At 44.8% G+C, this 25229-nt stretch carries 14 protein-coding genes; 2 read left to right on the forward strand and 12 right to left on the reverse strand.

The window, feature by feature from the left end; genetic code table 11:
- Positions 1-220 precede the first annotated feature (220 nt).
- The 12 genes from BZA03_RS19405 to sdhC all read right to left on the reverse strand — a co-directional run bounded on the left by BZA03_RS19405 (position 221) and on the right by sdhC (position 22692).
- Positions 221-4552 (reverse strand): alpha-1,6-glucosidase domain-containing protein, encoded by a 4332-nt coding sequence (locus BZA03_RS19405; RefSeq protein ID WP_181417314.1) that lies wholly within the window; start codon positions 4550-4552, stop codon positions 221-223.
- An 83-nt stretch (positions 4553-4635) separates the two neighbouring features.
- Positions 4636-7686 carry a TonB-dependent receptor gene (locus BZA03_RS19410; RefSeq protein WP_039227776.1) on the reverse strand — a complete coding sequence of 1017 codons (3051 nt, stop codon included), beginning with the start codon at positions 7684-7686 and terminating at the stop codon, positions 4636-4638.
- Between the two features lie 290 nt (positions 7687-7976).
- Positions 7977-9497 (reverse strand): tryptophan halogenase family protein, encoded by a 1521-nt coding sequence (locus tag BZA03_RS19415; RefSeq protein WP_110289622.1) that lies wholly within the window; start codon positions 9495-9497, stop codon positions 7977-7979.
- 130 nt (positions 9498-9627) lie between these two features.
- On the reverse strand, positions 9628-12444 hold the full coding sequence (locus tag BZA03_RS19420) for a TonB-dependent receptor (RefSeq protein ID WP_110289623.1): 2817 nt from the start codon (positions 12442-12444) through the stop codon (positions 9628-9630).
- Positions 12445-12772: 328 nt separating this feature from the next.
- The gene (gene sucD, locus BZA03_RS19425) at positions 12773-13645 is read right to left on the reverse strand and encodes a succinate--CoA ligase subunit alpha (protein ID WP_012518366.1); all 873 of its coding nucleotides are present in this window, start codon (positions 13643-13645) and stop codon (positions 12773-12775) included.
- On the reverse strand, positions 13645-14811 hold the full coding sequence (gene sucC / locus BZA03_RS19430) for an ADP-forming succinate--CoA ligase subunit beta (RefSeq protein WP_014949450.1): 1167 nt from the start codon (positions 14809-14811) through the stop codon (positions 13645-13647). The genes sucD and sucC overlap by 1 nt, the downstream gene beginning before the upstream one ends.
- Before the next feature lie 152 nt (positions 14812-14963).
- Positions 14964-16472, reverse strand: coding sequence for a 2-oxoglutarate dehydrogenase complex dihydrolipoyllysine-residue succinyltransferase (gene odhB, locus BZA03_RS19435; RefSeq protein ID WP_110289624.1), 1509 nt, complete (start codon positions 16470-16472; stop codon positions 14964-14966).
- A gap of 9 nt (positions 16473-16481) precedes the next feature.
- Positions 16482-19301, reverse strand: a complete 2820-nt coding sequence (sucA, locus tag BZA03_RS19440) for a 2-oxoglutarate dehydrogenase E1 component (protein WP_014949448.1) — start codon at positions 19299-19301, stop codon at positions 16482-16484.
- 176 nt (positions 19302-19477) lie between these two features.
- The gene (locus BZA03_RS19445) at positions 19478-20188 is read right to left on the reverse strand and encodes a succinate dehydrogenase iron-sulfur subunit (protein WP_012518362.1); all 711 of its coding nucleotides are present in this window, start codon (positions 20186-20188) and stop codon (positions 19478-19480) included.
- Between the two features lie 14 nt (positions 20189-20202).
- A complete protein-coding gene (sdhA, locus tag BZA03_RS19450; RefSeq protein WP_014949447.1) occupies positions 20203-21975 on the reverse strand; it encodes a succinate dehydrogenase flavoprotein subunit in 1773 nt (590 codons plus the stop codon).
- Position 21976: 1 nt separating this feature from the next.
- Complete coding sequence (sdhD, locus tag BZA03_RS19455) at positions 21977-22324, reverse strand: succinate dehydrogenase, hydrophobic membrane anchor protein (protein WP_014949446.1); 348 nt, start codon at positions 22322-22324, stop codon at positions 21977-21979.
- Positions 22318-22692, reverse strand: coding sequence for a succinate dehydrogenase, cytochrome b556 subunit (gene sdhC / locus BZA03_RS19460; RefSeq protein ID WP_014949445.1), 375 nt, complete (start codon positions 22690-22692; stop codon positions 22318-22320). Before sdhC ends, sdhD begins: the two co-directional genes overlap by 7 nt.
- Positions 22693-23396: 704 nt before the next feature.
- Here sdhC and BZA03_RS19465 point away from each other — a divergent pair.
- A complete protein-coding gene (locus BZA03_RS19465) occupies positions 23397-24674 on the forward strand; it encodes a citrate synthase (RefSeq protein WP_014949444.1) in 1278 nt (425 codons plus the stop codon).
- Positions 24675-24773: 99 nt separating this feature from the next.
- Positions 24774-25196 (forward strand): DUF3429 domain-containing protein, encoded by a 423-nt coding sequence (locus BZA03_RS19470; RefSeq protein ID WP_014949443.1) that lies wholly within the window; start codon positions 24774-24776, stop codon positions 25194-25196.
- Positions 25197-25229: the final 33 nt, after the last annotated feature.

A 25229-nucleotide genomic window follows, 5' to 3' on the forward strand; every position in this document is an offset into this window, starting at 1 on the left:
GCGAATAAGCCGAGCGCTTACTCTGTACTTTCTACCTAAAGCTTCAGAATTTTTCTCTTCGACTAGCTGAGCGAGCTTTATTTTAAACGCTCTATCGTGTTTTGACATAAAAAGACCCCCAATAATTGGAATGTCCAACTAATGGGGGTCACTTCAAACTACGTCGCGGTTTTTAAATCTTGGTTAATTAGAAATTTACCAAATTAGCGTTTATTCGGTCTTACTTTTTCGTAACCGTTAACGTAGGTGCATTTCCATCAGGGCCATATACCTTAAACTCGTATAGACCAGACTCAGCAACTTCAATCATTAGATTATTGTTACTTGCGCCAAGTGTTTTCGGCTCGCTAGGCGTTACTACGTTGCTTGCTGCATCGTTCGGGTTGCCAAGGTTTACTGTCGACCAGTCTTCAGAAGCGACTTTGAATTCAATACTACCTGCGCTCAATTCAATGTCTGCGGTATAAACACCTTCTCCTTGATATTCAAACATATCGACAGCTCCCCAGCCATTCATACCACCACGGATATAAACTTGAGTGTCGCCCCAAAACGCTTCTTTAAATACACCAATGGTTGGCGCATTTAAATCAGTGACGTTGAATACGAACACATAGCGGTCGGCGGTTTCAATGTTCAAAATAAGATTGTCGTTGGTAGCGGCGAGCCCCAAAGTCTGGCCAGGCGCAAGGTTGCGATCTGAATCATCGGCTGATATCGCACCGAAGTTCACGGTACTCCAATCTTCTGAAGCAACCTTAAACTCGTAAGTTCCTGGTTCAACATCACGAGAGAAAGTGTAAATACGTCCGCCTTGGTAAGCAAACTCCTCAGCCGTACCCCAGTCGTTCATTGCACCACGAAGATACACTGGTGTGCCAACATAGGGCTCTTCGTTTTCAACCATAAGGATTGGTGCTTCGCTATCAGTCGCATCAATAGTAAACAGGTAGGTCGCGCTCGTCGCTGGTGTAAATGAAAGGTTGGTATTAGTACGTGCAAGAACCTTTTCTTCACCCGCTATTACTGTACCTTCTTCACCATCCGCTGCACCAAAGTTCACTGTACTCCAATCTTCAGATGCGAATTTGAATCCATATGTAACGCCACCTTCAAGTGTAGCTGTTACGGTGTACTTACCGTCACCCTGATAAGTAAATGCATCATCCGTTGACCAACCATTCATATCTCCACGCAGGTAAGCGATGGTGTCGCCGTAAGGAACAACATCAGGCGCACCAGACGTGGCATACGCTGATAGACCATAACCTTGGGCTCCAGACTGTGGTTTTACGAACACAGCAATAGTCAATGCAGGAACGGTAAAGGTTCCATTACCATTTTCACCTTCTACAAATGTGGCGCCGCGTACCACAGCATCGACAGAATTCATTTGTGTGGCGTGAAGCGAAAAACCTGTTGCTGTGTTTACCGTGATAGACTTCTCTTCATACCCTGTATTCACTAGCACCATAACCGCATCATTCATCATGTCTAAATCTTGACGAGGTACTTCGCTGTTTTCAGATATGCCGTCATCAATACTCATCGCTATAAGACCACGCTGCTGGCGTTCGCCAATATTGTGGAAACCTATACGGTCGATGATGTCTTCAGCGGTGGTTAATCTAAACAGCGGACTTGTCATTCGAATATTAAGCAATTCTGCAAACACATCAGAGGCAAACATTATATCTGCCATTGAGGCCGCGCGATTTGGATTGTAAATGAATTCACCCATTTCTTCCCAACGGGCTTCATTGTCTTGTGCTAATGGTAAACCTACGTTCCAGTTGTTAGTTTCGTAGGTGAAATCGACGTAGTTAAACCAGTCGCCCGCATCATAGGTATTTCTATCCATTGATTTTGAGCGAAGCATGTCGCCGCCCATTTGTAAAAATGGAATACCTTGAGACACAAGATTAATACCCATTGCTACATTTTGGGCACGAACCCGCTGTTCTAGAGTAATATCTTGTGGAAGCGTGTAGTTTAACTGATCCCACAGTGTTTCATTATCGTGCTTCGACACGTAGTTAATGATATCCGCAGGATCTTCTGCATAGCCGCCTAAGTTACTGGTAGCGCCTGCACTTCCTGAAGACGTCTCCAAAACATAGTCTTTTAACGTTCCGATCATGCCCATTTTTACACGGTCTTGCGCGCTTAATAGCCCTTCATCTTCCGGTCTAAAGATAGCGCCTTGGCGAATAGCTTCGCGAATACGGTCGTTATAGGTACCAATCTCGGTACCAGCCATATTGAGCTGGCTCGCTTGCTCGTAACCGCGGTCTATTTTAGTCCAGCCTTCACCGTAGAAATAGTTGTCAGCATCGATAGCTTGGACTGCATCACGCAAGCGTACCATAGTGTCTTTTGTAGCTTGGCTCATGATGTCGAAACGGAATGAATCATACTTATAATGCTCAGTCCACATTAGCAGCGAGTCTTCCATGAACTTTTCCATCATGACATTGCGAGGCTCTGTGTCATCACAGCACGTTTCACGAACAATCGCACCAGTATCCACTTCATAACGGTGATAGTAACCCGGTACCGCTTTGTCTAATACTGACTTACTGAAAACACCAGACGCATTGGTATGGTTATAGACTACATCAAGTGCAACACGTAGCCCCATCTCGTGAAGTGCTTGGATCATGGCGCGCATTTCTACAATGCGTTCTACACCCTCTGCACTCGACGCATAGCTGCCTTCCGGCGCGTTAAAGTGATGAGGATCATAGCCCCAGTTGAATGTATCTAGATTGCGTAAGTCATTAGTAAGCTGCTGAGCTTTACCCGCTTGAGATAAAGGATCGTAATCGTTGTAAACGTCAATTAGCAATGCATCAGCGCTTTCTTCTTCACATACCGCAGCACTGCTATTTAAGCGACACAGTTTGCCTACCGTATCGTATAAATCTACCGTTTTTGTTGGATCCTCATCGATGGTTGCAATGTCATTTGCTGGAAGTATATGGAAGTAAGTAAGCCCTGCTTCAACAAGCTTTTTAAGATGCTCAACAGGTGCTGTGCCCTCTTCAGTAAAGGCAAGGTATTTACCTCTATTTTCCTCAGACGTAGACATATCACGTACGCTAAAGTCACGAACGTGTCCTTCGTAAATGACTGCATCTTCATAATTTTCAACCGTCGGAATAGTATGAGTATCCCAGCCTTGTGGTTTTAAATCATCATCAGCTAGATTTACGAAGCGAGAGAAACGGCCGTTTGTACTTAGTGACACAGAATATGGGTCTGTAACAAGCAGCGTTTCTACATTCCCCGTAATAGGGTGATAGACGGTAACTTCATAACGGTAAAGCTGACGGTCAAGGGACATATCGCCTTCATGACGCCAGACACCAGACGTATCATCGCGAACCATATCAATACGCTGGCTTAATGTCTTGTTGTCGTTATAAATCAGAAGATCAACATTTGAAGCAGTAGGCGCCCACAATGCGGCAGTAATACCTGTATCAGAGTAAATACCACCAAGTTGAGCTTCGTCGGCATCGTCTTCACCGAGCGTATATAGTGCGTCTATTCCGTTAGCCAGTTGGATACCGGTCGCAACAACAAGCGCACCGTCAGCATCGTACCCCCCTACTACGGCTTGTGTCGTTAACACGGTTTTAGCATCTTCAACCGACCAGTCGCCTTCCCAAGCCTGCATAGCAGATAAGTGCGGCGCACGGGCAGTTTGCTCTTCGGTAAGTGCTGTACTCATTAACGTTACTTGAGTACCGTTAATACCCTCTTCCAGCGTGCTCTCTAAGTCAGCCTGGGCTGAATAGTGAAGTTTCACCTCTGAAACGGTTTCAGGTACATCCCATAAAATAGTGTTGGCATCTAACCAATGCGCGCCAAAACCCTCGATATCAACAGGCTGAGGACCAAGAGACATGATAGGAAACTCGAATATGGTTGCCTCACCAGAGAGGGTAAAATTCATGCGTACAAATGTTTCATCATCTTGTACTAAAGAACCCTGGAAGTCTCCGCCCCCCATTTCTTTTCCAGCATCGTCAGTGCCTTTGTGGATGATGAAATTGTGGCAGCTTCCATACCCTTCTTTAAGGTCTAGAATCCAATACGCACCATAGTTTGGATCGATACCGCTATGAATGCGACCATTGGCCCAATCCGTGTCTGCGTCAGCATAAGCATCACACTCGTCATTGTTCCAAGTATGTAGTCTCCAGCCTTCATAAGCTGCATCGTTACTTGAGTTATCAGCGTCAACAGCAGCCCGATTATAATAAAGTACAGCTTGATTAGATGAAGGGGTAAATACAGGTGCAGGTAAACTTGGATCAGCACCTGCTTCACATGCATCGTTCGCTTCATTAGGTACGAGCGGCGCATCGCATTGAATAGGTGGTGGTGGTTCACAAGCCGTACCTGTTGAATTAGGTACATTTGGCACCTCACAGGTAAGCAGATCGTTGGTGCCCGACTCTACGCCCGAGCCACCGCAACCTGCAAGTGTATATGCGCCTACTACGAGTAACGCAGCGCGCACTACTCTTTTTTTAGTAAACATAGAATTCTCCTGAATATTTTCGCTACTTTTGGCAACCGAATATTCCTTCGTGTTGCTAAATAAATTACCTAAGATGCTGTTTTTCATAGTTGATATGTCATCCCTAGGTAATATTGCGTTCCAAAGTATTGGATAGTGCCGGTTTGCTCTTCTGATGAGAAATAGCTCTTCGTTGGCTCGTCTGTTAGGTTATTAACTTGAAATAGTACGCTCCAATTGTCGTTAATCTCGTACGACGCTTGGTAATCAATAACCAATTCTTCGTCAAAGTTAACCACCTGGTCGTTTACCGCTACTTGCTGCGAAACAAATGCATCGCGATATCGGCTAGACAAGCGAGTTTCAAAACCTTCGTATTCCCAAAACACGGTTAGCGTAGCAACGTTTTCAGAAAGACCTGGTAAGTTAGCGGCATACACGTCATCACCTAGCGTGCGCTGAATTTCACTTTCGGTGTAAGAGTAACTTGCGCTAACGCCTAAGCCTGACCACATGCCAGGTAGCATGCTATAAATTTGCGTATAGGCGATTTCTAAACCGCGAATATAGCCACCTTCGGCATTGTTTACGGCTGTGCTGTAGCTACCATTTTCAGTAGGGACGGTAATAAAGATGGGGTCGCCATTTTCATCAAGCGCTAGTTCGGCTTCCTGTCCTGCAAACTCTGGCGTCAAGTAAACCGGCACACTTACGTTATCAGGAATTACAATTCCGTTTGCTTCAAAATCATAAGGCTCTATTTCGATGTCTTCTACGAACGATTCAATGTCTTTATAAAAGCCAGCAACAACTAATGCGCCTTCCGTATCTGAGAAATAATACTCCCACGAAACGTCGTATTGAGTTGCATAGAATGGTTCTAAATAAGGGCTGTTACGGGCGCTACCACTAACCCTTGCCGTAGGGTTGGAAAGCGTAATTTCACCCGAGTCTCTGTCTTGGAAAGCGGTAACCGTTTCAATAGTGGTTGACGCATTTGCGGCAAAACGGTTTATTGGCGCTCTGCCCATCACCTTTGCGGCGGCTACACGAAGTTGCGTGTCATCTGTAAGTTTAAAGTTCAGGTTAATTGAAGGCAAAACGTCAGAATATTCGTGACTTATCAACGCTGGGCGATAAAAGTTATTAATTAGCCCTACGTCGTCGGTAATGTTTTGTGCACCAGCCGTAGGGTCACTAACTTCAACCGATGTTCCGGTCTCAAGGTCTTCAATTAACTGAGTAGCACGCTGTAGCGTCGTTGAACTTTGTTTACTTTTAACGTAACGAACACCAACATTACCTGTAACAGGAATACTGCCAATTTCTGTATTAATGTTTGCCATCAAGTAGGCAGAATTCACTGTTTCAAATACATCGCCACTTTCTTGTAGCGTCCACGCAGTAGCAGGCCCGGTACCTGGACCATTGATAACGCCGGCAGCGCCTGGTCCCCACGTTTGAACAGGCTGTGGCCTACCGCTTGGAAACCAAGCATTAAGTGCACTGTCTAGATCAACGGAAAGATAACTTGGAAAATAACCAAAATCACCGCTCCAATTAACCTCTTCGACCATATCAGAAGTTAACTGAAGTGGCGGTTCGCTTACTGAGAATGCACTATCGTTTCCGTATTCAAACACAGAGCGGTCATTGTTATATTCCCGGTCTGAGTATCGATAGCCAAATTCAAAGCCAGAAATGATTGGCACATCGACATAATATTGGAAGTCTACGCGATAGGCGTCTAACTCATCTTTGTTTTCATACGGATAAATACCGTATTTACTTACCATTACACGGTCTAAGTCTGTAAAAGCATCACTTTGATTAAAACCGATATCAGGTAAGTTTAAACCGTTGAGTAAATAAGAAATTTGGACGTTTTCGTCGAACACGGGGTTTGCCGCTGTCGCATCTTCGCCAACAAGCGACCACAGTAAGCCGTTTCTAAAGTCGCTTTCAGCACTTGAGCGGGAGACGTCAAATTGAACCGCTAAATCTGGCGATATTTCCCAGCTAGCATTCACGCCTAAGTTTGTGACACTGTCGAAATCTTGATTGTCGTCGTTTACCAACTCAACACGGGTAAAGCTGTTGTCTGTACGAGAAAATGTGCCGCCAATTACGCTATTATTTACTACTACAGGATTAGTTATACCAGCGTTTATTCCACCTAGCTTAACGCGAAATCCACGTGCAAAGGCTTCGGAGTCAAATTTCGAGATAAAAGCATCAGCTTTAAGTGTAAAGGTATCGATAGGTGCCCATTCAAACGCGGCAACGTAGCCATCGCGAGTCTCTTCCCCGCCCTTGTGCTGCATTTCAAAGCCTTCTGAAATGAGTTCACAATTGGGGCAATCTGCTGGCCCGTCTATATCACCTTCAAGTCCGTCTACATCAACTTGACCGTTATAAGCTAAACCAATGAATTGAGTAGAAACACTCGGTTGGAATAAACGAGCATAACCTAGTGATACACCTAGCGTATCGTCAAGGAATTTACCTTGGTATGAAAAACTCAGTCTATGTCCATACTCTGTAGCATCACTCACCTCTGACGCTCTATCGTTGTACATGCCACGCATGTTGGCGCTGAATTTATGCTGCTCTTCAATGGCAAGCGGTGATGCAGTTTTAAGTTCCACCGTACCCGCTATACCCCCCTCAATAAGCGATGCCTTGGGTGATTTATAAACCGCTGCCTCACTAATAAGCTCTGAAGGATACTGATCAAACTCAATTGCCCGACTTCCGCTGGTCGATACCTGCTCTCTACCGTTTAATGTAGAAAACACAAAGTCACCGGATAGACCACGAATGTTTATCTGCGCGGCTTGCCCTCCGGTTCTTACCGCAGAGATACCCGGCAAGCGGGTCAGTGCATCCGCCATCGACACATCGGGAAGTCCGCCCAAATCGTCTGCAGATATTTGTTCAGAAACCGTATCGGAGAAGCGTTTCTGGTTTAGTGATTGGATCAAGCTGGTACTAAAACCACGTACTTCAATACGCTCTAAGGTATCTTCTTGTGGTCGTTCAACTTCGTCTATTGAGGTGTCTGGTGACTCTTGGGCATAAAGTGGAGCTGCGCTAAACGCGACCCCACTACTTATCAAGGCCGCCATGATAGTGCTGGGTTTGAATGTTTTCATTGGTGTCCCATTCCTTGTTTATTATCGACACTTTTAGGACTACCACACCCAAAAATGCCTCTTATGGTTCAACACCAAATACTACTGTTTTGTATAAAAAGGGAGCAATGCTATGCATACGTATTCATTTACATCAGCGCAACATATTTTTAATTTGCTAGTAAAAAACCAGCAAAATTGTAACAATTCATCCTTAAAAACGAATAAAGCAGCCTTTTGGCTGCTTTATCCTTTACCTGTTTAGTTAGCTAATGCGTTTGCTCGCAGCACTTCTAACCATATGAAATTATTCAACTCATTGCGCGTTTATACTTTGCAACCATCCCATTTATATACTCGTCATGTGTCGGCAACTTAGCAATGGGCTCTTTTTTGATTTCCAACAGTCTTGTTAACATTTGATTTAACTGAACTTCAGGCACACTGTTTACCAAACCGTGATAATCCTTAGGAGTAATCCCCTGACCGTACAAGACCTGTAGCCATGAGCTTTCAAGGAATAGGTCATTTTGTTCTCGTAGCAGATTTCCGCTTTCTTTAAACAACGCAATTTTATGTGCTAAGGAATCGGGCAAAGTAATATTTCGCATATCATTGAAAAAGGCGCTATCGGTTCGCTCATTTACGGTGTAATGCAAAACAAGAAAATCTCTGATTTGTTCAAACTCTAATTCAGACTGCTTGTTATATTCCGTTTCCAAGCTCGGTGCAAAGCCGTTGTGGGGAAACAACTGAATTAAGCGAACAATTGCAGATTGTATGAGGTGAATACTGGTAGATTCAAGTGGCTCTAAGAATCCACTTGATAGACCTACTGCTACTACGTTTTTGTACCACTGCTTACGTCGTCTGCCCGTCGTAAACTTTATCAGTTTAGGGTCGCCTAATGGTTTGGTATCTAAGTTTGACAACAAGGTGTCACAGGCCTGATCATCACTGATATAGCGTGAACTATATACGTGACCATTACCATTTCTGTGTTGCAGTGGGATCCTCCATTGCCAACCCGCATCGTGGGCAATAGAGCGCGTGTAAGGCGCGGTTTTTTCATGTCGCTCAGACGGTACTGCAATGGCACTATCACAAGGAAGTAAGTGAGACCAATCGTCGTAACCAGCGCCCAGCGCTTCCTCTATCAATAGCCCCTTAAAGCCCGTGCAATCAACAAATAAGTCCCCTTCGACCACATCCCCACTTTCTAAGTGAAGTGCTTGAATAAAACCGCTGTCGGTAAAACGTTGAACACGTGAAATTTTACCTTCTTTGCGTACAACCCCCATATTTTCACTCAGCTTTCGTAAATACTGAGCGTATAAACTGGCGTCAAAATGATAGGCGAAAGGTAGCTCAACGACTGGGTCTTTGGCATTTATCTGCGCAAATCGTCCCGCTTCAGCGGCATGGTAATTTAGGTCAAAATCCCACAGATCGTCTTTTAGGCCTTGCTGGCGCGCCTTTACCCAATAGTGATGAAAATGACAAAACGCCATGCTTTTGCCCGGCGCACCAAAGGTGTGATAGTAGCTTTCACCCTTCGTTTTCCAATTCTCGAACCGTATAGCAAGTTTTATCGTTGCTTTAGTATCATGAAGAAACTGTGCTTCGTCGATACCTAACACTTGGTTTACTAGGCGTATTGGGGGGATGGTAGCTTCACCAACACCGACCGTACCAATCGCTTCAGATTCAACCAGAGTAATATCAACTGCTTTACCCAACACCTTTTTCATTAATGATGCAGCTAACCAACCTGCCGTTCCACCGCCGGCAATCACTACATGCTTTATCGGTTTATTATGAGGATCTTGCATAAACTTCTCGCAATTCGTACCAAAAATTTTGAAGGGTTCCTTTCATACAAAAAGAAAAGCCACCATTTGCTCTCTCTTTTAGCACAAGCTAAAACAAAAAGCAGCAGGTGGCTTTACACACACGAAGAAATTAGAACTTGTAGTTAAATCCTAGCAAGTAGTTCGTTCCATAAGTTTGGAACTGCGTGATTTGACGGCCGTCAGCCGCTGACGCTTGAATATCATCTTCATCGGTCAGGTTCTGTGCTTGTAAAGTAACACGTAGGCCTTCTAGATATTCGATACCAGACTCGCTAAAGTCATAGCCAATTTGCGCATCAACAAGCGTACCGCCTTGCTTCGTTGCATCAACTAACGCCAAACTAACACCACGTTCTTCAGTTAGGTACTGATCGCGTTTTGTTGCCGCAAGACGGAATTCGAAACCAGCATTCTCATAGAAGAAAGTCATACTGTAAGACTCTTCAGATAGTCCAGGAATACGTGTTTCAGTTTGACCCGGAGCCGCGTCAACTTCACCATCCATAAAGGTTGCACTTGCGAACAAACCGAAGCCTTCAAGTGAATCATGGATCATGTCAAATGGAAGTGAACCTTGTAATTCGTAACCGCGAACAAAGCCTTCGAACCCATCTAATACACTGCTTACTTGACCTGTGAACAATACAGGAGTTTGACCTTCAGAGCCCTGATGTAGCTCAGGAATATAAAACTCTGTGAAATCAGCCACAATTGATGTGCTGCGGTGCCAGTTTTTAATGTCTTTATAGAAGAACGACACAGCTACATAACCTGTATCTGCAAAGTAGTTCTCATAAGCTAGGTCAAACTGGTTTGCTTCAAGTGGACGCAATTCAGGGTTACCAGCACTACCACCCCATGGACCATTTTCGATGTCTGGGCTAGTGATTTGGTTGTCGTTGAATGAGAACGTAACCTGAGTATTAGGACGCATATCATCCATACGCGGACGAGAAATAACCTTGCTCAAACCCAAACGTACGAATTGTCCCTCAGCAACTTCAGCTGAAAGGTTAAGCGTTGGAAGTACGTCTGTGTAATCTGCACCACCTGTTACTGGGTTGGCAATGGTGTAACCTTCGCGGTCAGACGTTGCAGAGAAACCTGTTGATTCTTGATCTGCACTTACTACTTGAAGACCTACGTTACCGCGCACCCAAATATCGCCAACTTCCATTTCCAAATCTAGTTTGGTGTAAAGGGTAAGTAGCTCTTCATCAACGGTGTAAGTATCACCTAAGCGATCGTTTTGAACGCGGCTTGCATCGCTTTCAATGTAATAACCACTTTCGAAAAGACCTAGCGAGTCGTACGCTAACACGCCGTCAATTCCAATAAAGTTAAGGTTCGTTACGCCTAGCACTTCAGGAATAGCAGCATTTCCAGGATACGAAGGCGCTGTTAGGTAAGCACCGTTATTGTCTTTAGATTTAGAGCGGTCAGAATATACAACACCAGCAGATAGGCCAGTTACTACTCCCCAATCTACATAGCCTTTAACGTCGAAACGAAGGGTATCAAGCTCTTCTTCGAAAAGCGGCTGGTTTACGAAACCATCCTGTGCATCAGACTCAAGTAACGGACGTGCGCCCCATGCTTGCGGACCTGCAAGACTAATAAGTGTTGGGTCGGTTAGGTCAACCGGTGCAATAGTTGGGTGGTCAGAGAACATTACACCAGAAGATGTCATTTCCCAGCTACGTGCAGTAATTGGACGGCCTTCAGTACCAGCACGACCTACACCTGAGTAGCTTTCTACATCGATAATTTCTTTTTCAACTTTACCGGTAGAGTAATCTAGTTCTAGTGTCCAAGAGTCGTTGATTTGGTATTCAGCATTAATGCCTACTGTGGTTAGGTCTGCTTCTTGACGACGCGCATCGTTACGAACAACGCTATAGAAACCATCAGAGTAACCGCTGGTTACCAGTCCGTTTTCAACACCAGTGATAGTGTAAGCGCTTGTACCCCACTCTGCACCGCCTTCTTCAAGACCACGACGTACGTCGTCTTCAACGAAATCGATATAAAGTGCATCAAGTTGGATATTGAGCTTGTCGGTAGGCGCCCATTCAACAACAGCGGCAATTGAGTCTCGTTCTAGCATTGCCGAACGCTGGAATGAATCGTGACCACCAAGAACTACTGTACCTTCAGGAACTTCTACAGGGTCTAGGTCACGGCGCTCATTATCAAAGTTCACACCTGCATAACCCCAACCGCGGAAGTGTTGCTCTTGGCGCGGAGACTCCATGCTCGCAACAGTTAACGCTAAACCAATCGTATCGTCAGCAAATTGATCGACAAAGTTTACAGAAATGCGGTGACCGTCGTTGTCAAAATCTGGGTTTGGAGAGTCTTCAGCATTCTTTTCGAACGTGCCGTTTACGGTAAACGTGCTTTCTGCCGTTAGAGGCTTAACCGTTTGAAGGTCAATTGAACCACCGATATTTTGGGTAGTCATGCCCGCTTCTGGTGTTTTGTATACCAGAATGTTTGAAATGATTTCCGTTGGATAAAGGTCAAACTCAACCCCACGGTTGTCACCCATACCTAGAAGTTCACGACCGTTCAGTGACGTACCAACGTAGTTCTCGTTAAAACCACGAACAGAGATACCACTTGTACGACCGTTACGACGTTCACCAGTTACACCAGGAAGACGTGCGATTGATTCTGCAATACTGGTATCTGGTAGCTTACCAATATCTTCTGCTGATAACGCTTCAACAATTGAAGTGTTATCCATTTTGATTGCTTGAGCACGCTGTAAGCTGCCGCGAATACCGCTAACTTGAATTACTTCAAGATTTGCTTCATCAACAGCATCAGTGTTTGCATCTTGTGCAAATGCTGGTGCACTACCAAACGCCATACCGCCTGAAATAAGCGCAGCTTTAATTAGGTTGGGTTTAAATTGTTTCATAAAACGGGTGTCCCATACGGTTATAGTTGTTGTCTTTTTGTTGTTCTTATGACAATTAAATGACAATACATCTCGTCGGCATAATGCTATAGAGGACCTAGGGTTTGCACAATTGCCTGCATACGTATTCAATAAAATTTGTGCAACACGCCGTTAACAAAGGATATGCAGGCCTTTATGTAATTTAACAACACAATATGGATTATACGGGGCTTTTACGGCAGATAGTTGTAATTTTGTTACATGCATTTCTGCAGAGTTGTTAATAAGCGCGCACAAAAAAGCCCGCTTAAAGCGGGCTTTTATCACAAAATTGTTAAGCGTTAGCTTACCAACCTGTAGTCTCGCGAAGCGCCTTGCCGATTTCAGCAAGTGAACGTACAGTTTTAACGCCAGCGTCTTCTAGTGCTTTGAATTTCTCATCAGCAGTACCTTTACCGCCTGCGATGATTGCACCAGCGTGACCCATACGCTTACCTGGAGGAGCAGTAACACCAGCAATGTAAGAAACAACAGGCTTGGTTACATTAGCTTTAATGAACGCTGCTGCTTCTTCTTCAGCTGTACCACCGATCTCACCGATCATTACGATAGCTTCAGTTTGTGGATCGTCTTGGAACATCTGAAGGATGTCGATGAAGTTTGAACCAGGAATTGGGTCGCCACCGATACCAACACAAGTAGACTGGCCAAAACCTTCGTCAGTGGTTTGCTTAACCGCTTCGTACGTAAGTGTACCAGAGCGAGAAACAATACCTACTTTACCAGGCTTGTGGATGTGACCAGGCATGATACCAATTTTACACTCTCCAGGAGTGATTACACCTGGGCAGTTTGGGCCGATCATGCGAACGCCTTTCGCTTCTACGTATTCTTTAACGTAAAGCATATCTAGCGTTGGGATACCTTCAGTGATACATACGATTAGCTCGATACCCGCATCTGCAGCTTCAACAATTGAATCTTTACAGAAAGGTGCTGGTACATAGATAACTGTTGCAGTTGCGCCAGTTGCTTCTACCGCTTCACGTACAGTATTGAATACTGGAAGACCTAGGTGCTCAGTACCGCCTTTACCTGGTGTTACACCACCAACCATTTGCGTACCGTAAGCAATTGCTTGCTCAGAGTGGAAAGTACCCTGACCGCCAGTGAAACCCTGACAAATTACTTTAGTATCTTTATTAATTAATACAGACATTATTTGCCCTCCGCTGCAGCAACAACTTTCTGTGCTGCATCAGTTAGCGATTCAGCAGCAATGATATCTAGACCAGAGTTCGCTAGAACTTCACGGCCAAGCTCTGCATTGGTACCTTCAAGACGTACAACTACAGGTACTTCTACGCCAACTTCTTTAACCGCACCAATGATACCTTCTGCAATCATGTCACAGCGAACGATACCACCGAAGATGTTAACCAATACCGCTTTAACATTGTCATCAGAAAGGATGATTTTGAATGCTTCAGCTACACGCTCTTTAGTTGCGCCGCCACCAACGTCTAGGAAGTTAGCTGGCTTGCCACCGTGTAGGTTTACGATGTCCATAGTACCCATTGCTAGGCCTGCACCGTTAACCATACAACCTACATTACCGTCTAGCGCAACATAGTTTAGTTCCCACTGAGCAGCATGAGCTTCACGCGCATCTTCTTGTGAAGGATCTTGCATATCTTTCAGCTTAGGCTGACGATATAGCGCGTTACCATCGATACCTACTTTCGCGTCTAGGCAGTGTAGGTTACCGTCAGTTTTGATAACTAGCGGGTTGATTTCGATAAGCGCAACGTCAAGCTCTTCAAACATCTTAGCTAGGCCAAGGAAGATTTGAGTGAATTGCTTGATTTGTACGCCAGAAAGACCTAGAGCAAACGCCATTTCGCGCGCTTGATAAGGCTGAGGACCTACAATTGGGTCGATTTCAGCTTTAAGGATTTTCTCTGGAGTTTCTTCTGCAACAGTTTCAATCTCAACGCCACCTTCAGTAGATGCCATGAATACAACGCGACGGGTTGTACGGTCAACTACTGCACCAAGGTAAAGCTCGTTAGCGATATCTGTGCAAGATTCAACTAGGATTTTGCTCACAGGCTGACCGTTTTCGTCAGTCTGGAAAGTCACCAAATTTTTGCCAAGCCAGTTTTCAGCGAAAGCGCGAATGTCGTCTTTGTTTTTAACTAGCTTTACACCGCCAGCTTTACCGCGACCGCCCGCGTGTACCTGACACTTAACTACCCACTCGTTTCCGCCAATTCGGTCAGCGGCTTCTACAGCACCTTGAGCAGTGTCTGCTGCGTATCCTTCAGAAACAGGCAAACCGTATTCTTTGAATAGCTGCTTACCTTGGTATTCATGCAAATTCATGGTGTTTCTATCCGATTTTTAGTAAGACAAAAGCCGCAAATGCGACTTGATTAGTTTGACTGATATTATAGGGCAAATATCAGCGTTGCGTTAGGCGCAAAGCAAGCATACACAAGCTAAACGCCTAACCACAATTCCGTGAGACGAAAGTCTTATACGTCTAGAAGTAGACGTGTTGGATCTTCTAGCATCTCTTTAACGGTTACCAAGAAACCTACTGATTCTTTACCATCGATAATACGGTGGTCATAAGAAAGCGCTAGGTACATCATTGGTAGAATTTCTACTTTGCCATTAACAGCCATTGGACGATCTTGGATTTTATGCATACCCAAAATAGCGCTCTGTGGCGGGTTAATGATTGGTGTAGACATTAGTGAACCAAACACACCACCGTTGGTGATTGTGAAATTACCACCTTGTAGTTCAGCCAATGACAGCTTACCGTCACGGCCTTTAAGTGCTAGTTCCTTAATTCCTTTTTCAACACCTGCCATGCCTAGTGTGTCAGTATCTTTAAGTACTGGTGTTACAAGGCCACGTGGTGTAGAAACAGCAATCGATACATCGAAGTAGTTGTGATAAACAATGTCATCACCGTCGATAGACGCGTTAACTTCAGGGAAACGCTTAAGGGCTTCGGTTACCGCTTTCACGTAGAAAGACATGAAACCAAGGCGAATACCGTGACGCTTCTCGAAGCTGTCTTGGTACTGCTTACGAAGATCCATGATTGGCTTCATGTTTACTTCGTTAAACGTTGTTAGCATTGCTGTAGAGTTCTTCGCTTCAAGAAGACGGTTAGCAATTGTCTTGCGAAGACGCGTCATAGGAACACGCTTCTCGGTACGATTACCCGTTGGTAAGTCAGCTGAAACAGATTCAGACGCAGCAGGCGCTGCCTTCGCTGAGCTGTCGCCGCCTTTAAGGTATTTCTCTACGTCTTCTTTAGTGATACGGCCATTTTTGCCAGTGCCTTTCACTTTAGCTGCGTCAACACCTTTTTCTGCAAGTAAACGACGAACAGAAGGACTAAGCGCATCGCTGCTCTCGTCACTGTCATCGCTTTCGCTTGACGCTGCTGGACCAGAAGCGCCGCTTGCTGCACCTTCTACAAATTTAGCAATCACTTCTTCAGCTGTTACAGTGGCGCCCTCTTCTGCGATAATTTCAGCAAGAGAACCGTCTGCAGGAGCAACAACTTCTAGTACTACTTTATCAGTTTCGATATCAACCAAGTTTTGGTCGCGAGAAACTGCTTCACCTACAGCTACGTGCCACGTTGCGATTGTCGCGTCAGCTACAGATTCAGGAAGTACTGGTACTTTAACATCAGATGTTTTTCCAGAAGCCGCTGGAGCCGCATCTGATTTAGAATCGTCTTTCGCTTTGCTTTCTGTTTTAGCTTCTGCTGGTGCAGCACCACCCTTTTCTAATTTAGCAATAACTTGCTCGCCTAAAACAGTTGCACCCTCTTCGTTTAGGATCTCACCAATTGTACCGTCCGCTGGCGCCACAACTTCTAAAACCACTTTATCAGTTTCAATATCAACCAGGTTCTGGTCTCGTTTAACTGCGTCACCGGCCTTTACGTGCCAGGTTGCAATGGTGGCATCGGCAACTGACTCAGGTAGAACCGGAACTTTTATCTCAATTGTCATTACTGTTCCTTATTTAATTGTGAGTGCGTTTTCAACCAGGGCTTTCTGTTGCTGGTTGTGAACGGATACATAACCTACTGCAGGTGACGAGGATGCATCACGACCTGCATATGTTAATTTTGCACCATCTGGAATTGCTTGCCAGAAATGGTGTTGGCTACAGTACCAAGCGCCTTGGTTTTGAGGCTCTTCTTGACACCAAACCCAATCTTTTACGTGGCTGTATTGTGCCACAACTTTAGCGCATTCTTCTTGTGGGAATGGATAAAGTTGCTCTAAACGGATGATTGCGACGTCTGTTTGCTCATTTTTACGGCGCTGGTCTAACAAATCGTAGTAAACCTTGCCTGAACACATAACAACACGCTTCACATTCTTCGGATCGATATCATCAATTTCGCCAATTACGTTATGGAATTTGCCTTCTGCAAGTTCCTCTAACGAAGATACAGCCATTGGATGACGTAATAGTGACTTAGGTGACATCACAATAAGTGGTTTACGCATTGGACGAACCACTTGGCGTCTAAGCATGTTGTAAACCTGAGCGGGTGTTGAAGGTACACACACTTGCCAGTTGTGGTCAGCACACATTTGCAAGAATCGCTCAAGACGCGCAGAACTATGCTCTGGCCCCTGACCTTCATAACCATGTGGCAGTAAAACAGTTAGGCCACACAAACGACCCCACTTCGCTTCACCTGAGCTCAAGAACTGATCAAATACAACCTGCGCACCATTAGCGAAGTCACCAAACTGGGCTTCCCAAATAGTCAGACATGTAGGCTCTGCTGTCGCATAACCATACTCGAATGCCATAACCGCTTCTTCTGAAAGTACAGAGTCGTAAATTTCGATCTCGCCCTGTCCTTCACGAATATGCTGTAATGGCATATATGTCGACGCATCTTTTTGATTGTGTAACACCGCGTGACGGTGGAAGAAAGTACCACGGCCAGAATCTTGACCTGTAATACGAATATCTTCGCCGGCATCAACGATAGTTGCATAGGCCAAGTTTTCAGCCATGCCCCAATCAAGCATTTTCTCGCCAGCAACCATCGCTTTACGGTCTTGGTAAAGCTTGTTTACGCGAGACTGAAGCTTGTGCTCTTCAGGAATAGTAGTGATTGACTCACCTAGCTCTTTGAGCTTCTCAACTGAAAGCGAACCATCGTAAGGCGTATCCCAGTCGTGACCAAGATATGGAGACCAGTCAACGCTGTGCTCTGTCATTGGACGCCACTCTTCAACAACGCACGCGCCGTGGTCGAGCGCTTCACGATATTCTTCAAGATAGCGGTCTGCGTCACGTTGTTCAATCACACCTTCAGCTATTAACTGGTCAGCATAAAGAACACGTGGAACCGGGTGCTTCTTAATTTTTTGGTACATCAACGGCTGCGTGGCGTTTGGCTCATCCGCTTCGTTGTGACCATGACGACGGTAACAAACTAAATCAATTACAACGTCTTTCTTAAACTTATTGCGGTATTCAAGCGCAAGCTGCGTAACAAAGGCAACCGCTTCTGGATCGTCTGAGTTCACATGGAAAATCGGTGCCTGTACCATCTTCGCGATGTCAGTACAATATTGCGTTGAACGGGTATCTTCAGTCTTCGATGTGGTGAAACCAACTTGGTTATTTACCACAATACGAACCGTACCACCTACAGCAAAGCCGCGAGTTTGCGACATGTTGAAGGTTTCTTGTACTACACCCTGACCAGCAATTGCCGAGTCACCGTGAATAGTGATAGGCAGTACTGTATTCGTGTCATCATTGCGACGCGCAAGACGTGCACGTACAGACCCCATAACTACAGGGTTTACAATCTCTAGGTGAGACGGGTTAAACGCTAGTGCTAAGTGAACATTGCCGCCTGGAGTCGCGAAGTCAGACGAGAAACCTGCGTGGTATTTCACGTCACCCGCGCCTAGTGAGTCGTCGTGCTTACCTGAAAATTCATCAAACAGCACCGATGGGTTTTTACCCAATACGTTAACTAGCACGTTCAAACGACCACGGTGAGCCATGCCGATAACCACTTCTTTGGTACCTGCAGTGCCAGCCTTGGTGATTAAACCTTTCAGCATAGGAATAAGTGCATCGCCGCCTTCTAGAGAGAAACGCTTTGCCCCTGGGAATTTAGAACCCAAGTACTTTTCCATTCCGTCAGCCGCAGTAAGACCTTTAAGAATTCCTAGCTTTTCGTCGCGAGAAATTTCAGGCTTTGCTTGAACAGATTCAATTTTTTGTTGCAACCAGCGTTTCTGTTCAGTATCGGTAATATGCATGTACTCTGCACCGATAGAGCCACAGTATGTGCGGTTTAACGATTTAAACAGTTCACCCAATGGCATTGAATCTTTGCCAATGGCATACGAACCTACATTGAATACTGAATCGAAATCTTGCTCAGAAAGGCTGTGGTGAGAAAGTTCTAAGTCGCGTACACGCTCTTGTTTCCATAGACCTAGCGGATCAAGGTTTGCGTGCTGATGACCGCGGAAGCGGAACGCATTGATTAACTGAAGAACTTTAACTTGCCTGTCGTCTGAAACATTTGCAGAAGGCACAGACGGACTAGACATGCGGGCGGTTGGCCCTAACGCAGCAAGTTGCCTAAATTGATTTTTAATTGTTGTATGATTGGTTTCTAACTCTACGCCATCGACTTTGGGGAGGTTATCGAAGATTTGTCGCCAATTTTCAGAGACACTTTGCGGGTCTTCTAAATAAGTTTCATACAACTCTTCAACATAGGCAGCGTTGGCACCTGCCATGTGCGAGGAATCCCACCACGCTTTCATCACGCTTTCTTGCATTTAATTTGCCTTGCTACGTTTTATAAAATCTAGTTAACAATCAAGATGTATTATAAGGTTATTCTCAGCATAACCAAGTGTTATAACAGCGAATATATAAAAAAATAGCCATCCTTTTGGGATGGCTATTTAGAGCATCACTATCTGTAACTTTAGGAAGTTATCAGAATATAGTACTAAACAGCCCGTTGTAAAAGCATAGACTTAATTTGGCCTATCGCTTTTGTAGGGTTTAAGCCCTTAGGACATACACTTACACAGTTCATGATACCGTGACAGCGGAATACGCTGAACGCATCATCAAGGTCGTTAAGACGCTCTTCAGTTGCCGTATCACGGCTATCGATAAGGAAACGATACGCGTGAAGTAGACCAGCAGGACCGATGAACTTATCAGGATTCCACCAGAAAGATGGGCATGACGTTGAACAACATGCACATAGAATACACTCGTAAAGACCGTCAAGTTTCGCACGCTCTTCAGGTGACTGTAAGTGTTCGCGCGCTGGCGGCTGCTTACTGTCGTTGATTAAGAACGGCTTAATCTTTTCGTACTGTGTGTAGAACTGCGTCATATCAACAACAAGGTCACGTACAACTGGTAGACCTGGAAGCGGACGAACTACTATTTTACCTTTGCCCAGTGCAGATAAAGGAGTGATACACGCAAGGCCATTTTTGCCGTTCATGTTCACACCGTCTGAACCACACACACCTTCACGGCAAGAGCGACGGAAAGAAAGCGTCGGATCTTGCTCTTTAAGTGCAAGTAGCGCGTCTAGCACCATCATGTCCTGACCTTCCTCTACTTCTAGAGTGTAGTCTTGCATGCGAGGCTTCGCATCTACTTCTGGGTTGTAACGATAAATCGAAAAAGTTAATTGCATGATCGTTGCCTCTCTTAATATGAACGCACTTTAGGCGGGAATGCTTCCCTAAGCTTGGGCGCCATATTCACTTCACGTTTAAGCATTTTATCAGTGTTCGGATCGTAGATGCTGTGGCATAACCAGTTATCGTCATCACGGTCCGGGAAGTCGAAGCGACTGTGAGCACCACGGCTTTCCGTTCTGAAGTTCGCTGCTACTGCTGTGCTGTACGCGGTTTCCATTAGGTTATCAAGCTCTAAACATTCAATACGCTGGGTATTGAAGTCTGCGCTCTTGTCGTCAAGGCGTGCATGCTTAAGACGCTCGCGAATTTCGCTAAGCTCTTTAAGACCTTCCGCCATTGCTTCACCTTCACGGAATACTGAGAAGTTAAGCTGCATGCATTTCTGCAAGTCTTTCTTAATTTGTACTGGATCTTCGCCCTTACCTTTCTCTGAATTTTCCCAACGGTTGAAACGCGTCATAGAGGCTTCAAGATCAGACTCTGATGCGTCGCGTGTTGGTGCCATTTCAGACAATGTCTTACCCAGGTGTAAACCAGTCGCGCGACCGAATACAACAAGGTCAAGAAGTGAGTTACCGCCAAGACGGTTCGCACCGTGTACAGATACACAGGCAATCTCACCACAAGCAAATAGACCGTTAACAACCTTGTCGTTACCGTTTTCATCAACCGTTAGACATTGGCCATCAACATTTGTAGGAATACCACCCATCATATAGTGACAAGTAGGAATTACTGGAATTGGCTCTTTCACTGGGTCAACGTGTGCAAACGTACGTGAAAGTTCAAGGATACCAGGTAGACGAGACTCAAGAACGTCTTTACCAAGGTGGTCAAGCTTAAGCTTAATGTGAGTACCCCATGGGCCTTCACAACCACGACCTTCACGAATTTCAGTCATCATTGAACGCGCAACAACGTCACGACCAGCAAGGTCTTTCGCGTTAGGCGCATAACGTTCCATGAAACGTTCGCCGTCTTTGTTTAGAAGGTAACCACCTTCACCACGACAACCTTCTGTTACCAATGTTCCTGCGCCAGCGATACCCGTTGGGTGGAACTGCCACATTTCCATATCTTGAACTGCAACGCCTGCACGAAGTGCCATACCAACACCGTCACCGGTATTGATGTGTGCATTTGTAGTAGATGCGTAGATACGACCCGCACCACCTGTTGCAAGTACAACTGCGCGAGACTTGAAGTAAACTACTTCACCAGATTCGATATCAATCGCGGTACAACCAACAACGTCTCCGTCTTGGTTCTTAACTAGGTCAAGTGCATACCACTCAGAGAAAACTTTTGTTTTGTTCTTTACGTTTTGCTGGTAAAGAAGGTGTAGAAGCGCATGACCAGTACGGTCAGCTGCAGCTGCTGTACGAGCGCCCTGCTCGCCACCAAAGTTCTTAGACTGACCGCCAAAAGGACGCTGGTAGATTTTACCGTTTTCGAAACGAGAAAATGGTAGACCCATATTTTCCATTTCGATAATTGCTTCCGGACCAGTTTTACACATGTATTCGATAGCGTCTTGGTCACCGATATAATCAGAACCCTTAACGGTGTCATACATGTGCCATTCCCAATTGTCTTCGTGTGAATTACCAAGTGCTACAGTAATACCACCTTGAGCAGACACAGTATGAGAACGGGTTGGAAATACTTTTGATAACAGTGCACATGATTTACCAGACTGCGAAATCTGTAGTGCTGCGCGCATACCTGCACCGCCAGCACCAATTACTACTGCATCAAACTCGTGAACGGGTAAACTCATTTTACACTCCCCACAATACGAATAGGCCAACAGCTACATAGCCGAATGCGATGATATTTAAGATATATTGTAGTCCTGCGCGCAGACCTGCTGATTTAACATAGTCTGTAAGCACCTGCCAAAGGCCGATGCGCACGTGGATCATCACTGCTACTAGTGCTGCCAATGTGAAAACTTTCATAGCCAGGCCAGAGAACAACCCTCGCCATTCGATAAACGTTAGGTTATCGGTGGTGATAAAGAACCACGCCATGAAAACCGAGTACGCGAAAATAATTGCTGCTGTAGCGCGAAGTGAAACGTAGTCTTGTACGCCGTCACGCTTAATGCTTGCTTGGTTGGTTACCATAATGCGACTCCCAATACTACGGTCAGTACAACCCAAAGTGCGATTACAGCTTTTGCACTTGTGTTACCCGACTCTAATTCTTCCCAGTGACCTAAATCCATAACAACGTGTCTTAGGCCGCCTAGAATGTGATATGTCAGCGCTGAAGCTGTGCCAATTGCGACAAATTTTCCAAAGAAACCGTCCATGATTGCTTGTACGTCCGCGAAACCTTCAGGCGAATGAACAGAAACTGCCCATGCCCAGATAACAAAAAGTAGCGCGAAGAACATTGCAACACCGGTTACACGGTGGAGAATTGACGAAATAGCAGAGGGCGGAAATTTAATAGTATTGAGTTCTAAATTTACTGGTCTTTGCTTTTTCACAATGTATGCCTGTTTAATCCGTAGGGGATAATGAATTTCTTACCTTTATTATGTCCTGAGTAAGTGAATTCGATTTTTAACCTGTTAATTGCCTCATCCATTGAGTTGTTAACAATTTGTGAATTATTCTTTAATGCCTGTAACAGAATAATTATTCCATTTCCAAAGCACCGCTGAGTATATCCAGCGTAGTATATAATTACAATTTTTTGTGCCGTAGTAAGACTTTAGTCGCTATATACACTTTTATGATAATTATTTTGAATAAAAAGAGATCAAAATTGAGCGCAACACGTTTAAACGAGCGCAATTACAGTGTTAAGAAGTTTACCAGCAGCTAAATGGAATAACTATGCATAACAACGAGAAATTAAGCACTTTTAATCTGTATGCGTATTTATTCCTCATCAAAAGGTTACTTTTTAAACTAACCTGTTAATATATTTATCGTTCGGTGGTTTACCTTTATCGAAAAGCCATTGATAATTGCACCGTATCGGGCAAAGTGAAATCCCAACGAGTTAATTAATCGTTATCTGATTGCTAGTATTTTTTTAAGCAATTCGGAATATTTATTGTGCAAATATGCAATTAAATTGACTTGTTGGTGCATAATAAAGTACAAATACGCCCACTTTTCCCAACGAAGCGGATATTTTCGTCCGTTTTCGCTGCAAACAGAACCATTCTGAGGAGAGCATTTTATGGCAGATCAGAAAGCCATTCTTAAAGCCGGCGGTAAGGAAATCGAGCTTCCTATCTTGTCTGGCACCGAAGGACAAGATGTAATCGATGTCCGTACGTTAGGCCAGCACGGTTATTTCACGTACGACCCAGGTTTTATGGCGACAGGATCTTGCGAGTCTTCAATTACCTACATTGATGGCGCTCAAGGTGTATTATTACACCGCGGTTTCCCTATCGAAGAACTAGCGCGTGACGCAGACTACTTAGAAGTTTGTCACATGCTTCTTCACGGTGATGCACCAACAAAAGAACAGTACGAAGAATTTAAAGAGACAATTACTCGTCACACCATGGTACATGAACAAATTAACATGTTCTTCCACGGTTTCCGCAACGACGCCCACCCTATGGCAATGCTATGTGGTACCGTTGGCGCGATGTCTTCGTTCTACCACAGCGATTTAGACGTTTCTAATGAAGAACAGCGCATTCGCAGCGCACACCGTCTAATTGCTAAAATGCCTACTCTTGTTGCTATGTGCTACAAGTACAATGTAGGTCAGCCGTTTGTTTATCCACGAAACGACTTAAGCTATGCAGCTAACTTCCTGAACATGATGTTCTCTGTACCAGCAGAAGAATATCAAATCAGCCCAGCTGTTGAGCGTGCGATGGACCGTATCTTTACGCTTCACGCAGACCACGAACAGAATGCTTCAACGTCTACCGTTCGTCTTGCCGGTTCTTCTGGTGCGAACCCATATGCATGTATTTCTGCTGGTGTTGCTTCACTTTGGGGTCCTGCTCATGGTGGTGCAAACGAAGCATGTCTGAACATGCTAGAAGAAATTGGCACTGTTGATCGTATTCCTGAGTTTATTGCACGCGCTAAAGACAAGAATGACCCATTCCGTCTTATGGGCTTCGGTCACCGTGTTTATAAGAACCACGATCCACGTGCAACAGTAATGCGTGAAAGCTGTCACGAAGTATTAAGCGAGCTTAACGTAAAAGATCCACTACTAGAAGTAGCGATGGAGCTAGAAAAGATTGCGTTGAGTGACCCGTACTTCGCAGAGAAGAAACTGTTCCCGAACGTAGACTTCTATTCTGGTATCGTACTTAAAGCGATTGGTATTCCAACTAACATGTTTACGTGTATTTTTGCCCTGTCTCGTACAGTAGGTTGGATTTCACACTGGCATGAAATGATGAGCGACCCTAAACAAAAAATTGGTCGTCCTCGTCAGCTTTACACTGGTCATAACCAGCGTAAGTACACGCCAATTAAGTAGTAAATTAGTAAATACTGAACTAAGTATTACGCTTAATAGTAAAAATAGCGCCTTTAAGGCGCTATTTTTGTTTATACAAGATTACTTCAAGGAACAACAATGCCCTATTCAGCGGTTTTTCTAGGTATTGCCGGTCTCATTCCTTTTGTGGCTATGCCACTGGCTTATCAGCTTAACCTGTTATCGCTTACACAAAGCGCCGTTTACTTTGTCCAATACTCAGCCGTGCTATTGTCTTTCTTTGGTGGTATCCATTGGTGGGACGCAATAAGTAATCAACGTTACGACAAGCAAATGTTAGTCGCTATGTTGCCGACCATAATTGGGTGGTTGTGTTTAGTGTTCTCTCACGACGTGAAGGTGTTTGGCGTTTTATCGCTAAGCTACGTCGCCGTACTTATTTACGACAAGTTTATCCTTAGTCTTCCTAAAGAGCAGATTGTAAGTTACATAAGCTTGCGGATGGGATTAACAAGTGTCGTTGTTATCTGTCACGCCTGGATGATTTACTTGCTCGTATAACGTTACTACTAACAACTTAGCGTTAAAGGCATG

It is taken from the genome of Alteromonas sp. I10 (assembly GCF_003201515.1).
In the GTDB taxonomy this organism is placed as follows: Bacteria; Pseudomonadota; Gammaproteobacteria; order Enterobacterales; family Alteromonadaceae; genus Alteromonas; species Alteromonas macleodii.